13 protein-coding genes are annotated in these 14,830 nt (G+C 45.5%); 9 read left to right on the top strand and 4 right to left on the bottom strand.

What is annotated here, in order from left to right; all coding sequences use genetic code 11:
- Positions 1-79: 79 nt before the first annotated feature.
- Positions 80-1,312 (bottom strand): pyridoxal phosphate-dependent aminotransferase, encoded by a 1,233-nt coding sequence (locus tag A142_RS06610; RefSeq protein ID WP_019824769.1) that lies wholly within the window; start codon positions 1,310-1,312, stop codon positions 80-82.
- A 296-nt stretch (positions 1,313-1,608) separates the two neighbouring features.
- Between A142_RS06610 and A142_RS06605 the strand changes: the two genes are divergently transcribed.
- The 7 genes from A142_RS06605 to A142_RS25075 all read left to right on the top strand — a co-directional run bounded on the left by A142_RS06605 (position 1,609) and on the right by A142_RS25075 (position 9,366).
- A complete protein-coding gene (locus A142_RS06605; protein ID WP_029405618.1) occupies positions 1,609-2,916 on the top strand; it encodes an isochorismate synthase in 1,308 nt (435 codons plus the stop codon).
- Positions 2,913-4,637 carry a 2-succinyl-5-enolpyruvyl-6-hydroxy-3-cyclohexene-1-carboxylic-acid synthase gene (gene menD, locus A142_RS06600; RefSeq protein WP_019824766.1) on the top strand — a complete coding sequence of 575 codons (1,725 nt, stop codon included), beginning with the start codon at positions 2,913-2,915 and terminating at the stop codon, positions 4,635-4,637. Before A142_RS06605 ends, menD begins: the two co-directional genes overlap by 4 nt.
- A gap of 9 nt (positions 4,638-4,646) precedes the next feature.
- The gene (menH, locus tag A142_RS06595; RefSeq protein ID WP_019824764.1) at positions 4,647-5,447 is read left to right on the top strand and encodes a 2-succinyl-6-hydroxy-2,4-cyclohexadiene-1-carboxylate synthase; all 801 of its coding nucleotides are present in this window, start codon (positions 4,647-4,649) and stop codon (positions 5,445-5,447) included.
- A 102-nt stretch (positions 5,448-5,549) separates the two neighbouring features.
- On the top strand, positions 5,550-6,416 hold the full coding sequence (gene menB / locus A142_RS06590; protein WP_029222208.1) for a 1,4-dihydroxy-2-naphthoyl-CoA synthase: 867 nt from the start codon (positions 5,550-5,552) through the stop codon (positions 6,414-6,416).
- Positions 6,417-6,491: 75 nt separating this feature from the next.
- Positions 6,492-7,499 (top strand): o-succinylbenzoate synthase, encoded by a 1,008-nt coding sequence (gene menC / locus A142_RS06585; protein ID WP_019824761.1) that lies wholly within the window; start codon positions 6,492-6,494, stop codon positions 7,497-7,499.
- A 52-nt stretch (positions 7,500-7,551) separates the two neighbouring features.
- Positions 7,552-8,985, top strand: a complete 1,434-nt coding sequence (gene menE / locus A142_RS06580) for an o-succinylbenzoate--CoA ligase (RefSeq protein ID WP_019824759.1) — start codon at positions 7,552-7,554, stop codon at positions 8,983-8,985.
- A gap of 213 nt (positions 8,986-9,198) precedes the next feature.
- Positions 9,199-9,366, top strand: a complete 168-nt coding sequence (locus A142_RS25075) for a hypothetical protein (protein WP_017056955.1) — start codon at positions 9,199-9,201, stop codon at positions 9,364-9,366.
- A 133-nt stretch (positions 9,367-9,499) separates the two neighbouring features.
- Here the strand turns inward: A142_RS25075 and A142_RS06575 are convergent, their stop codons facing one another.
- The 3 genes from A142_RS06575 to A142_RS06565 all read right to left on the bottom strand — a co-directional run bounded on the left by A142_RS06575 (position 9,500) and on the right by A142_RS06565 (position 13,049).
- Complete coding sequence (locus A142_RS06575) at positions 9,500-10,420, bottom strand: YeiH family protein (protein ID WP_029405617.1); 921 nt, start codon at positions 10,418-10,420, stop codon at positions 9,500-9,502.
- A 146-nt stretch (positions 10,421-10,566) separates the two neighbouring features.
- Positions 10,567-12,441 (bottom strand): MFS transporter, encoded by a 1,875-nt coding sequence (locus A142_RS06570; RefSeq protein WP_019824756.1) that lies wholly within the window; start codon positions 12,439-12,441, stop codon positions 10,567-10,569.
- A 17-nt stretch (positions 12,442-12,458) separates the two neighbouring features.
- Positions 12,459-13,049 carry a TetR/AcrR family transcriptional regulator gene (locus A142_RS06565; protein WP_017064073.1) on the bottom strand — a complete coding sequence of 197 codons (591 nt, stop codon included), beginning with the start codon at positions 13,047-13,049 and terminating at the stop codon, positions 12,459-12,461.
- Positions 13,050-13,249: 200 nt separating this feature from the next.
- Between A142_RS06565 and A142_RS06560 the strand changes: the two genes are divergently transcribed.
- On the top strand, positions 13,250-14,158 hold the full coding sequence (locus A142_RS06560) for a Tim44 domain-containing protein (RefSeq protein WP_019824753.1): 909 nt from the start codon (positions 13,250-13,252) through the stop codon (positions 14,156-14,158).
- Positions 14,159-14,490: 332 nt separating this feature from the next.
- Complete coding sequence (locus A142_RS25070) at positions 14,491-14,646, top strand: hypothetical protein (RefSeq protein ID WP_162926809.1); 156 nt, start codon at positions 14,491-14,493, stop codon at positions 14,644-14,646.
- Positions 14,647-14,830 lie beyond the last annotated feature (184 nt).

The following is a 14,830-nucleotide window of genomic DNA, read 5'->3' as shown; positions in this document are numbered from 1 at the left end:
CCTCTTAAGCATAGAAGCGAATGAATACAAATTAAAGTCTTTTAAAACAGCAAATTGTAGCCATCTTTCTTTGTGCTCATTAACCTTCGATGAGGTCGTCTTGACTGTAGGTCTGTAAGAAGCGCTCTAGACGACCAATCGCGATTTCTAGATCTTCGATGTGCGGCAGAGTCACTATGCGGAAGTGATCCGGTTTCGGCCAGTTGAAGCCAGTACCTTGAACCAATAACACCTTCTCTTGCTTAAGGAAGTCGAGTACAAACTTCTGATCGTCTTTGATGTTGTACATCTTGGTGTCGATTTTAGGGAACAGGTACATTGCGCCTTTCGGTTTCACACAAGAAACGCCAGGGATCTTGTTGATCAGTTCCCATGCACGGTCGCGCTGTTCAAGCAGTCGACCGCCAGGAAGAATCAGCTCATTGATGCTCTGATAGCCACCGAGTGCGGTTTGGATGGCATGCTGCATCGGAACGTTGGCGCACAAACGCATTGAGGCCAGCATTTCTAGCCCTTCTACATAGCCTTTCGCTAGGTGTTTAGGGCCTGTTAAGAACATCCAACCACCACGGAAACCACATACGCGATAAGCTTTAGATAGGCCGTTGAACGTCACCATTAATACATCTTCAGCAAGCGTTGCCACTGAAGTGTGTACCGCACCGTCGTAAAGTACTTTGTCGTAGATTTCATCGGCGAAGATGATCAAACCGTGCTCACGAGCAATCTCAACCACTTGTAATAGGAAATCACGGCTGTAAACCGCGCCTGTTGGATTGTTCGGGTTGATAAGAACGATGCCGCGCGTCTTTGGTGAGATCTTCGCGCGCATGTCGTCTAAATCTGGATACCAATCAGCATCTTCATCACACATGTAGTGAACCGGTGTACCACCAGAAAGCGCAACAGACGCTGTCCATAGTGGGTAGTCCGGAGCGGGAACTAAGATTTCATCACCATTATCCAGTAGCGCTTGCATAGACATAACGATAAGCTCTGATGCGCCGTTACCAATGTAAACGTCTTCTACATCAAGGTTACGTAGGCCTTTTTTCTGGTAGTGCTGAACAACCGCTTTGCGGGCTGAATAGATGCCTTTTGAGTCGCAGTAACCTTGAGATGTCGGTAGGTTACGGATGACGTCAACAAGGATTTCATCAGGGGCGTCAAAACCAAATGGGGCGGGGTTACCAATATTAAGCTTCAGTATTTTATGCCCTTCTTCTTCCATGCGCTTAGCATGTTTGAGTACAGGCCCCCTGATTTCGTAGCATACGCTGTTGAGTTTTGACGACATCCCGATATTTTGCATTGCCGATTTCCTGAAATTAATTTAAATACTTTATTAAAGTACCGCAAAATGGCGTTTGATAGAATAAAAATCTGATGAATGTCGCATTTCAGTGTCACGTTTAGCCTTTTTGTTGTCACTCTTTTCTAAATTTTAATTAATCGCTTTCTTGGTTATTGGCTAAGATGAATAAAGGGGCGGGATCGCTTAAAATCACAGGAATGTTGAAAAGATATAGTACATTCTTGATCTAAGTGGGTACTGCCCATAAAGTATCAAACTAATATAATAATAATTTAGATGTGAACGAGGTCGATTTGTCACATTTCCAGCAAACTATCTCCGCTTTGATTGAGCGAGTACAAAATGCCCAAGCAAGCGAAGTTCGTTGTGTTGAAGTTCTAACGCAAAAACCATCGTTTGCATTTATAGAATGGCTTCATGCTCAACCGCTCTTTCCTAAGTTCTACTGGCAGTCACGTGACACTCGTGAAGAGGTCGTCGCGCTCGGTCAACTGCACACTTTTTCTGATCCTGCTCCCGCGTACGCAATTCTTGGTGAAGACCAACGAATTTGGGGTGGACGTTCATTTGATGGGCATACCGCAAAGAACCGCCGCTGCATGGAATCGTTTTTCTTCCTTCCTCAGGTTGAATTGATCCGCTTTGACAATACTTGGTCGCTGGCGGTTAATTTGTCCCCTGATCGTGTTTCTTCTATTAATGCTTTGAATAAGCTTTCTGTTGAAGCCGCGATATTAGCGCCTTTGTCTGCCCATATTGAGCAAATTAATCACGTTCCAGAAAGAGAGCAGTGGGGCAACCTTGTCGATAAAGTGCTGCAAGGCATTAGCGACGAAGAGTACAAAAAAGTCGTTTTAGCGCGTAAAACCACACTGCAGCTCGATGCGCCTATCTGCGCAGCTCAATTACTCAAGGCCAGCTACCTGCAAAACCATCACAGCTTTCATTTCATGTTGGTGCTGGATTCTAAACACAGCTTCATTGGCTCGACGCCTGAGCGCTTATATAGCCGACATGGTACTGAGCTTGATACCGAAGCGCTTGCTGGAACCATTGGTCGCGGAGAGAACGCAACTGAGGATATGGAACTGGCCAACTGGCTTTCTCAAGACAGTAAAAACCTCAATGAGAACCAGTATGTGGTAGATGACATCATTGAGCGCCTTACTCCTCATTCTCAAACGGTCCATGTTGAAAAGGATACGCGTCTTGTGCGCTTGCGTAAGGTGCAGCATCTTAAGCGTAATATCCACGCTCAGCTTAATAATGGCGTTAACGGTGTGCAGTTGCTTGCTGCATTACAGCCGACTGCTGCGGTGGCGGGTTTACCGCGTAAAGAGGCGATGGATTTCATTCTTGAACACGAACCGTTTGCTAGAGGTTGGTATGCAGGGTCTGTAGGCTATATCAGTCATCAGCGAGCGGAATTCTGCGTGGCGATTCGAAGCGCCTTGATTGTAAACGATCAAGTACAACTGTTTGCTGGCGCGGGGATCGTGCCGGGATCGGTTGCTGAACATGAATGGCAAGAGCTGAACAAGAAGATGTCTACTCTGCTTAGCTTAATTTCAGATCACCCTCCATTGGGTGTCGCGTCATGAATCATGACCAAGCCGTATTAAACAGAGTTTGGTGTCACACGTTACTTGAAGAGCTTGCACGCAATGGCGTTGAACATGTTTGTGTTGCGCCGGGCTCTCGCTCAACGCCGTTAACTCTCGAAGCTGAAGCCAACTCCAAGTTAACCTTACACACGCACTTTGATGAGCGTGGTCTTGGATTCTTAGCTTTAGGTTTAGCAAAAGCAAGTGATAAGCCAGTTGCGGTGATTGTGACATCAGGAACTGCTGTGGCGAATTTGCTTCCTGCGACGGCTGAATCTGGGCTGACACGAGAGAAACTGATCTTACTGACCTCTGATAGACCCATCGACTTGGTCGACTGTGGTGCTAATCAAGCGATTCAGCAGCATGGTATCTTTTCTTCCCATGTAGAAAGTGCTTTAAACCTGCCAAGCCCAACCACACAGATTTCTTTGAATTGGCTTCTATCATCGGTTGATAGCGCGCTTGCGAAACAACGCAATGTGGGCGGTGCGATTCACATCAATTGTCCGTTCCCAGAGCCGCTCTATTCTAAGAACAGTGCTGACATGTATGCTGACTACACTAACAGTATCGCTGGGTGGAGCTCGTCAACAAGCCCGTATTCTAATACCTATTTACCCAACCATTTGACTGTACAGCCGATAGCGCCGGGCGATTACCTAGCGCGTAAAGGTGCGGTGATTATTGGTTCGATTGATAAAGGAGCGGCAACAAAAGCGCAGCAGTTTGCTTCGGCTTTGGGCTGGCCAATTTTCTGTGATCCCCAATCGGGCGTGAGCAGTGATTGGAAGCATTATGATCTGTGGTTACAGGGTGACTCAGTCAAAGAGCAACTCAACCAGTGTGATTTCATTCTTCAGTTTGGTGAGCGCATTGTTTCTAAGCGATTAAACCAATGGGTTAAGTCACAAGCGGCTTGGTTCGATTGCACGCAATATGTCGTGGTTTCACCTGATGCGCACCGTATAAATCAAGACCATCTGCCTCAAACCCATATCGTCGTAAACATCGAACAATGGTTGTCTGAGCAGCATTTACCCACCTTGTTAGGTCAACATGCAGGTTGGGCAGCACCTTTGGTCGAAATCGCGAATACGGTTCAACAATTGGCATTGGCGCAAATATCCAATAATGACCAACTGACCGAGTTGAGCGTTGCAGTTGACTTGTCGACTAGACTTAAAGACAGAGAGCTATTTGTGGGAAATAGCTTGATGGTAAGGCTGGTGGATATGCTGTCATCAATATCTGCAAATCAAGTTTACAGTAATCGTGGCGCATCGGGCATTGATGGCTTGGTAGCAACGGCTGCGGGCGTGGTAAAAGCTAACCAGAACCCCTTGATAATGTTGATTGGCGATACTTCTTTGCTTTACGACCTCAACTCACTGGCTCTGCTGACTCATAACTTAACGCCGATGGTTATTGTTGTGACCAACAATGATGGCGGTGCGATCTTTGATTTATTGCCGGTACCAGAACAACAGAAACAGTCACTTTACCAAATGCCTCATGGTTTCAGTTTTGAACACGCTGCTGCGCAATTCCAGTTGGGGTACGCTGCGCCAGAAACCTTGAATTGCTATCAAACCATTATCGAACAACATTTCGAACAGGGTCAGGGTACCTTGCTCGTGGAAGTTAAGACGCCTCCCGAACAAGCGTCTACTTTGCTGAAACAATTCAGTTCAATGCTCACCGAGGCATTAGCCTAAGGACTTTACATGCTTTACTCCGATTATTACCCAGCTGTACAAGATTCTTCTGACAAACCTTTACTTGTTTTCTTACATGGTTTACTCGGAAGCGGGGATGATTGGAGTGCATGTCATCCATTCCTCGAGGATTTTCCTCTCCTTTGCATAGATTTACCCGGACACGGACAAAGTCGCTTTATCGATCCGGTAGGGTTTGACCATTGCTGCAAGAAAATTGTCCAGTGCATCACATCCCAACTGGCTCTCAACGATCTTCCTGCCGATTATCCTATCGTAGTGATTGGGTATTCTATGGGCGGAAGGCTCGCTATGTATGGGGTGACCAGCCCTTGCTTTGAGACACTCAACCTAGAGAAAGTCATCATTGAAGGTGGCAACTTTGGCTTGGAATGTGATGAAGAAAGAGCACAAAGGTTAGTACATGATACGCAATGGGCTGTTCGCTTTGCACAGCAGTCGATTGAAGATGTTTTAGACGATTGGTATCAACAAAGCGTCTTTTCTTCACTAAATCATGAGCAAAGACAAACTTTGGTCATAAAGCGTAGTGGTAACCTTGGAGTATCCGTAGCAAATATGTTGTTATCTACTTCGTTAGCTAAGCAACCGGATTTACGTGCCACATTGAAATCTCATGAGCATTTATTGCATTATGTATGTGGAGAAAAAGATCGTAAATTCATGGAGCTAGCTGAGAATAGTGGCTTTGAATATAGTCAGGTGGATTACGCGGGTCATAATGTTCATTTTGAACAACCCGAGCTGTTTGCCAACCTGATCATCCAATGTATCGCCAGTCGTCGTTAATCTGACTGAGCGATTCTCTCGTATCAAGCACTATCAAAAGCAGAGCAACACCGTCACGACTACTCGTTAGTCGTGGTCTCTAATAGAACAATGGGAATCACCATGGCTAAAACAGTAGGCATCACAGAAGAAGAACTTTACGCGGCAGTTAACTGGAGCGATGAAAGCAGTCAATTCGAAGATATTCAGTACCACAAATCTGACGATGGTATTGCAAAAATCACGATTGCGCGTCCTCAAGTCCACAATGCGTTCCGTCCACAAACCGTAAAAGAGATGATCAATGCACTGGCTGACGCTCGTTACGACGAGAAAGTAGGCGTAATCATTTTGACGGGTCTTGGTGAGAAGGCGTTCTGTTCTGGTGGTGACCAAAGTATTCGTGGTGACTACGGCGGCTACCAAGATGATTCAGGTACACACCACCTGAACGTACTTGATTTCCAACGTCAAATTCGTACTTGTCCAAAACCAGTTATCGCAGCGGTATCGGGTTGGGCTGTAGGCGGCGGTCATGTACTTCACATGATGGCAGACCTTACTATTGCCGCTGAAAACGCGCAGTTCGGTCAGACGGGTCCTAAAGTGGGTTCTTTCGATGGCGGTTGGGGTGCTTCTTACATGGCTCGTATCGTTGGTCAAAAGAAAGCGCGTGAAATCTGGTTCTTGTGCCGCTTCTACGATGCACAAGAAGCACTGGACATGGGCCTTGTAAACACCGTTGTTCCTGTCGCTGACCTAGAAAAAGAGACAGTTCGTTGGTGTCGTGAAGTGCTTCAACACAGCCCAATGGCGCTGCGTTGCTTGAAAGCTGCACTAAACGCAGACTGTGATGGCCAAGCCGGTCTTCAAGAGTTGGCGGGTAACGCAACCATGATGTTCTACATGACAGAAGAAGGCCAAGAAGGCCGCAACGCATTCAACGAGAAACGTCGACCGGACTTCGACAAGTTCCCGCGTAATCCATAGTCTTTCTCCTCTTCAAAATGAGTCGCTAATAGCGGCTCGTTTTGTTTTGATGTTCCCCGTTTTTTAGGAAACTTTATGAACTCAGTGAATTCTCAGCGTCACGCTAAACTTTACCGTTATCAATTACCTATGGATAGTGGCGTGGTTCTTCGTAACAATAAGTTGAACGAACGCGTTGGCTATATCATCCAACTTGAGTGTGATGGTAAAACTGGTTTTGGCGAAGTTGCGCCTTTGCCCGGTTTTAGCCAAGAAGATGCCGAACAAGCTGGCATTCAGCTTCAACACGAATTAGAGCTTTGGAGCCACAATAAGTCTCAAACGCCTTTCGACGAGCTGTATCCTTCTGTCGCGTTTGGCTTTTCAATGGCGATGATGGAATTACGAGGCGAACTCAACGCTCAAGGTAACTACCAAGCGGCACCGTTGTGTACAGGCGATCCAGATGAATTGATTCCGGTGCTGAATGAGATGAAAGGCGAGAAGGTTGCCAAAGTGAAAGTCGGTCTCTACGAAGCGATTCGTGATGGTATGTTGGTGAGCTTATTCCTTGAGTCGATCCCTGATTTAACCTTAAGACTTGACGCCAACCGCGCGTGGAAGCCAGAGAAAGCGAAGCAATTCATTAAATACATTTCGCCGTCACTGCGTCAGCGCATAAGCTTTATTGAAGAGCCTTGTCAGAAGCCAGAAGACAGTTTGGCATTTGCCATCGACCACGGCGTAGCGATTGCGTGGGACGAAACACTGCAAGAAGCGGTGCGCAGCCCAGAATTTGATCTTAGCGACCTGACTGGTGTTAAAGCAGTCGTGATCAAGCCAACTCTTATTGGTTCTGTCGAGCGTTGTGTGGCAATCATTGAGCGTGCACAGCAGCTTGGCATTAAGCCTGTATTAAGCTCAAGTATTGAGTCGAGCCTTGGCTTAACTCAGATTGCACGATTAGCGCAACAATACTTACCAAATGAAGTGCCGGGGCTTGATACTATTGGTTTGTATCAACAACAACTCGAAGTCTCCTGGCCAGGTTGTCAGCTTCCGGTTTCTACTCTTGAACAACAACAGTTGATTTGGTCTTCTTAAGCTGATCGTTCGATTGGCTTAGACCGTTTTCAACCTATAACTTGGTTATCTTATGATGCGCCCACAATCTAATCATCACCCGCTTTGGGTACAGTGGGCGCAGCAAAACCCACATCAAACAGCGTTAGTGACTACTCACCACACTTATACTTGGCAGCAAGTGTCTGTGCTCGTGAGTGAGTACCAACAACAGCTATCTCATCAAGGCCTATCTGAAGGTGATGTCCTAACGATTGTCGGTAAGAACCAAGCTGAAGTGATTCCTGCTTATTTTGCCGCACTCAATTTGGGTGTTATTTGCGCTTTCACCATGCCTCAACCTCGCTTACGCCTGAAGAAAAAGCTCGATTCCTTAAATCAAGCAGGTCAACAAAACTACCTTTGGCTTTTGGACAGTAGCGGGATAGAGCAATCAGAGACTGTCGATTTGAATACTCAGTTGGTGACCTTATCTTGCTTAAATGAAGTGAAGGTCGATGGTGATGATAATCGGATAACGGCATCTCAATACTCCAACTTCAATCCGCAAAATCTAGCGAGCATCGTATTCACTTCTGGCTCTACCGGAAACCCGAAAGCGGTGGCTCACACGTTGCAGCAACACTTATGTTCAGCTCAGGGGTTACTAGATGTTTTCAACTTTGAACAAGGTGACACTTGGTTACTGAGTTTACCTATGTACCATGTGTCGGGGCTGGCGATAGTTCATCGTTGGTTAGCGGCAGGTGGTTGCATCAAAATAGGCACAGGTCAGCTTGAAACCGACATCGAAGGTTGCAGTCACGCTTCATTAGTGGCTACGCAGCTACATCGATTACTAAAGAGTAAGCAAGCACTTACTTTAACTCATGTACTTTTGGGTGGTAGCCATATTCCAGAAGCTCTTGGGCTTGAAGCTCAACACATGGGTATCGAAACATGGCTTGGCTACGGCATGACAGAAGCGGCTTCAACAGTGACTGCGAAGCCCGTTGATGCCAGTAGCACGGCCGGTTTTGTCCTTAGCCATCGCCAACTAAAAATTGAAGAACAACGTATCTTTATTGGCGGCGAGACGCTCGCTTCCGGTTATTACCACCAAGGTAAATTAACGTCCTTAGTTGATGAGAATGGCTGGTTCGATAGCAAAGATCTTGGTGAGTGGATAGGCGGACAAGTGTCGATTATTGGTCGCGCCGACAATCAGTTTATTTCTGGTGGCGAGAACATTCATTGCGAGGAGATTGAGCGAGCACTCAACCAATTGTCTGAGGTTAACCAGTCTTTTATTGTTCCTATTGAAGACGATGAGTTCGGATTCCGACCTGTCGCTATTGTAGATTGTACTGATTTACCAACTAAAGAATGGTTTATCGAGCAATTGACTGGTCGTCTTGAACGGTTCAAATTTCCTGTTGAGTATTATCGAATGCCTAAGCAAGAACAACAGGGTATTAAGGTCTCACGCGCTGGGTTGGCACAGTGGTTGTCTCAGCATAGGAGTTAAAGGTAAGCGCTTACCTCGACGTTATTTGCGAAGCTGTTAGGTGATTCAGTTGTTAGGTGACTAAGTTGTTAGGTGATTAAGTTGTTAGGTGATTAAGTTGGCAGGCGGTTAGTTAATTTAGCAATTAGATAGTTCAAAACAGAATTTATTATCTTTATAACCATCCATCATAATAAGCCATATAAATAACGGATTATAGAATAAGGTCTTATTATGAAAATTGCCCTCATCATTGCGGTTTTACTGCAGATAGGCCAAGCGGTCATCTCGTCAGGGTTGACTCGTTCGTTGGCTGAGCTCACCGCATTTGTGTTGGTTGTGGTACTTGTTTTAATGAAAAGAGAGAGTAAGAAGAGTGATAAGCCCCTGTTTGATTCGTGATTGTTACAACAAAGAATACCCTTACCACAAACGATAAAGGCAAAGCCCATTGGAGTTTTGCCTTTTTGTTTTGTTGCTCGCTAACCTGAGTGTCTAGGTAACCGAACAACCATCTAAAGCATTTCTATGCGGGCTAGGCGAGAGTTAACCACGCCAAAGAACCTGTTGAGATCATGACCCACATTGTAATACCAAACATCAGTGGTTTCGGCCCTGCCGCTTTTAATTTCTCAACTGAAATACCACAGCCAATTAAGAACAGACACACTACCAGTGCTCGCTTAGACACATCAAAGATTCCTTGATAGACCATCTCAAATTGTGGCAGTAAGTCACTCACCGCGATAGCGGCGCAATAGAAGAAAATGAAGTAGGGAACCGTAATCTTCTTTTGATCGTTCTTGAAGAGCATCGCACTGATTAAAGCGATTGGGATGATCCAAAGTGCGCGAGCGAGCTTCAATGTGGTCGCTGTCGTCAGTGCTTCTTCACCATAAGCCGAAGCTGCACCTACCACAGAAGATGTATCGTGAATCGCAATGGCGGCCCAAGTACCAAATGTTTGTTGGCTTAACTCAAGCGCGTGGCCAATCATCGGGAATAAGAATAGGGCTACAGAGTTCAACACGAATACAGTAGCTAATGCTAAGCCAATTTGTTCATCGTCTGCTTTGATCGCGGGTGCCACTGCTGCTATCGCGCTACCACCACAAATCGCGGTACCAGAAGAGATAAGATAGCCCGTAGTGCGGTCTAGCCCCATTCGTTTAGCCAAGAACCAACCAATGACTAATGTACCAATGATGGTCGTTACAATTAGCCCAATACCATCGCCTGTTACTGCTAATGCTTTTTCAAACTGAATACCAAAACCCAAGCCAACAATAGAGTAGGCCAGTAGCTTTTTGGTAAGTTTGCCGACTTCCAAGTGTTCAGGGACTAATCCTAAACTAGCAAGCAGGAAACCGATAACCAGGGCTGTCGGTGAGCTAACCCAAGGCGTTAAGCAAAACAGTGCAGCAAGATAAAATGGAACGGACTTTTTTAGGTTCATTGTATTTAGAGTCTTGTTTTGTTGTGGTGTTATTGTGATGAGACCACTATACGTTCAATAAAATGATAAGTAAGTCTAAATGAATTGAACAAACGTTAAGGAAAACTTAACGCTTGTTCAACTGATATGAATAAAAGGCTGGTTAACTAGCGTAGTGATCCGCGAAGGTCAGAGACTGACTGTCGAAGCGTTTCACAAGAGGCTTGTTTAGGTGAAATCGGCTCGCCAGCTTCTATCTCTAACTTGGTCCAGAAGCGAGTGGGTAACCCTTTGCAGGCACGGCCTTTGTAACGACTAAAGTAGCTGCCCCATAACCCTTTGAGAGCCATTGGAATCACAGGGACAGGGGAACGTTTGATGATCAGCTCCATACCACGCATGAACTCAGCCACTTCGCCATCAGAGGTGAGCTTTCCTTCTGGGAAAATACACACAATGTGACCTTCATGTAGCGCACGCTCTACTTCTTTGAAAGCGTTTCGAATCGAGTTGCGGTTGGTCGCGGAGATTGGAATCACCCCAGCTCTTTTCAAGAAGCGTCGAATTGGCGGTAACTTGGTGTAATCCTCTTCCATCACAAAACGGATCAAGCGAGGGCAAACCGCACTCAGCAGCAGTGCATCCATATAACTCACATGATTGCAGACAATCAACGCACCGCCTTTTTCTGGCAGGTGATGTAAGTTCTTATGTTTAACTCGGTACATGGTGTGAGTGACCACCCACGTAAAGAAGCGGAAAGCGTAGATAGGCACCTGATAAAACAGGTACAGCATCACCAAAGTGTTGCCCAGCGCGAGCAAGATAAACAGCTGTGGAATTGAAAGCTCTAGAACACTAAGGCAAACAATACCTAAAACCGCACTTCCCACCATGAACAGTGAGTTATAAATATTGAGCCCGGCAATCACTTGGGCACGTTCATCTGGCTTGGCGCGTAACTGCATCAGTGAATACAGAGGAACGATAAAGATACCGCCAGAGATACCCAATAGAAGAAGGTAAGCAAATAGCGGCCACAGTTCTGAATAGGTGACGAATTGGTGGAAAGAGCTAAAGTCAGGCAAAGACTCCGGGATGGATATCGCCATCAAAAGGCCGAATATCGAGATACCTAAGCTGCCCATTGGCACTATGCCGATTTCAATTCGGTGATTCGATAACTTATCGCAAGCCAAAGAGCCGATTGCAATGCCTACCGAGAATAGTGCCAGTAAAAAGGCGACCGAGCTTTCAGTGCCGTTTAGATGCAGTTTAGTGAAGTTGGGAAACTGAGTTAGGTAAGCCGCACCAAGGAACCAGAACCAGCTGATAGACATCAGAGCTTGAAAGGTCGGGCGATCTTTTTTTGCAATCGCTAGTGTCGCGCGGGTCAGTTTTACAGGTTGCCACTTTACTTTAAGATCTGGTGCATTGCTTGGTGCTTGTGGGATAAAGCAACTTGATACATAGCCCAGTACGGCGAACGAAACAATACACACCGCAGCAATGAGCTTCGCGCCTTCTTCAGATGCAATGATGCCTGCGCCTAGAGTACCAATCAGGATCGCTAAGAATGTACCTGTCTCGACGAGAGCGTTACCAGATACCAGTTCTTTTGTTTCTAACTGCTGTGGAAGCAGGGCGTATTTCACCGGACCAAAGAAAGCACTCTGCGTTCCCATAAGGAACAGAAGCAGAAGTAATATTCCGTAGCTCTCGTAGATGAATCCGATCGCACCCAGTGACATGATCACTACTTCAAGGAGCTTAACTTTACGGATAAACCACGATTTTTCGTATTTGTCGGCCAGTACACCGGCCAAAGCTGAAAATAAGAAGAAGGGCAGAATAAAAAGGCCAGCGGCCAAATTAATGAATAGATTGCTGGAAATAGGCAGCGTGTCTACGCTTGCGAAAGCAACAAACAGTAACAGGACATTTTTGAATATGTTGTCGTTAAAGGCTCCTAGAAATTGGGTAATAAAGTAGGGTAGGAACCTTTTTTGCGTTAACAGCGAAGATTGGCTGCTGTTGTTCATTATCTTTCCTTGGACGATTACCAGTTGGTTAAGTAGTTTGAGACTAGGTTATTGATCAGCTCTTTACCATCAATAGGCTCAGAGGCGAAAAATTTATCATCAACGCTAAGTAGAGTAATTCCGTGTACTCCAGACCATAATACACGGCTGGCTTTAACGACTTCGCTTTTCGTATGTTCAGGAGCAATCGCTACGAGCAACTGCTCTAGCATGCCTGTCATTCTATCGATGCGGTTTGACTGCCATTCAGGAAGGTTTTCACCGTTCATGTTGTGCTCGAAGATAAGCTGCCAGCGGTGTGGGTGTCTCTGTGCAAAATCGTGGTAGCAGTAGGCAAGGTTGAATAGAGCTTGTTGAGGGTTGCTCGATTGTTCAACAGCTGCAGCCGATTCTGACGCCAGTTCATCTAATGTTTGAGCGACCACATGCAAAAGCAGTAGGTTGTAGTTACCAAATACATTTACTAAGGTACTTGGAACGTAACCAATCATATTGGCGATTTTACGTAGACTTAGCTCGTGATAAGAGTGCTCTTCTAAGAAGTCGGTCACCGTTTTTAAGGTTAATTGCACTAATTGCTCGCGAGTATGATCGTTTCGTCTTGCCATGGGTACTTTCTATTAAATGAACATCGTTCAATATTTTAATGCTGCCCCTGAGTGCCGTCAATCCCTTCGCTAGTTTAGTAATCAATTAATAGCTGCAATATTATGATACATGTGTAAGCACGGTGAATATTTCATTGTTCTTTGTTAACGAGTATGATTAAGGTGTCGAAAGATAAAGAACCCTATTATAAAGGATAATAATGAAACGATTTTTCTCACTAGTCGCGATCCTGTTGGTAACAGTCGCGGTGACGCCAATCGCGGAAGCGAAAAAGTTTGGTGGTGGTAAGTCATTTGGCAAAAGCTTTAAAACGGCTCCAGCACCAAAACAACAAAACACGAATTCGATCCGTCAAGATCAAACAGGTAAGAACACAGCAGCTAACTCTAGCAAGAAAGGCCTTATGGGCGGTCTGCTAGGTGGCTTACTTGCTGGTGGTCTTTTAGCTGCATTCTTTGGTGGCGCATTTGAAGGTATCCAGTTCATGGATATTCTGATCATGGGTCTGATTGCTTTCCTAGCGTTTAAATTCCTACGTGGAATGTTGGGCGCGAAGCAGGGCTCAATGAATCAGCAGAATGCACGTGGCCAACAGCCAGCATTCGGCGGCATGGGTCAGAACAAGTTTGAACAACCTAAGCAACAACCAAATGTTCATAACTTCGAGCAAGCACAACCTCAACCACAAGGCGCTGCTGGTGGTTTCGGTTTTGGTGCACAAAGCGATGTCCCACATAACTACCCACCGGGCTTTGATCAAGCGGCATTCATCAATGGTTCTCGTGAGCACTACCGTACACTGCAAGGTGCATGGAATCACAACGAACTAAACACAATTGAAGAATACGTATCTCCAAGCCTATTTGAAGACCTAAAAGCTGAGCGTAATAAGCTAGACGGTGATCAGCACACTGACGTAATGTACGTTGATGCTGAAATCGTTCGTGCAGACCACGATGGTAGCAAAGCACAGCTAAGCCTTCAGTTTAGCGGTCGTTACCGTGACACAGCGGATGGCGTTGAAGAAGATATCACTGATATCTGGCACTTAGAGCGTGACCTAACAACTAACAATGCACCTTGGTTAATTGTTGGTATTCAAGGTTAACTCCAGGATTTAACTCAACATCAATAGGATGTAGTTATTCGGAATAACACCAAATAATAGAAAGCCCCTGCTGAGAAATCAGCAGGGGCTTTTTTGCCTTTAATGATATGTATCGATAAGTCGCTGCATGGAAATTGGTTTTGAGCTTTTTTGGGTGGGGGGGAAGGTGTTTAGATTCAAGGAACAATGTCAACATGACGAAACGTGCGGAATCAATAAAGAACATGAGTAGCGGAAGTGTGTCATCACGACAAATATTAAGAGATGTATGTTGCTCAAAGGTTGGATTAGCCTAGAGCTAACCAATTGATTCTATTTGGATGTGAGGAGTAATGACAAAGTTTTTTGAACCCGTATTGGAGCCTGAGATTACTTTGCAGCAGAAACAGAGAATGGCGAATGAATGCGAAGAACATGTATCGACCAATTGTTTAGGCTGCGCTGCTTATCTGGTTTGTGAGCGTCATGCTGAAGTATGGGACCACTGATGTTTGAATGATTTAGCTCGATTAGTTATTTGTAGTAGCGGGTTAGTGTTTAGGAAGTTGAGGGTTGTTTTAGAAGATACGTTTAGCAAGAGATAAAGCTCAGAAACGAAAAAAGCCAACTCAATGAGTTGGCTTTTCGATTTTCCAATTAAGGAGAATATGGTGGAGGGAGACGGATTCGAAC

Source organism: Vibrio splendidus 12E03, from assembly GCF_000272105.2.
Taxonomy (GTDB): Bacteria; Pseudomonadota; Gammaproteobacteria; order Enterobacterales; family Vibrionaceae; genus Vibrio; species Vibrio splendidus_I.
This window is presented reverse-complemented; position numbering and strand designations above follow the sequence as displayed.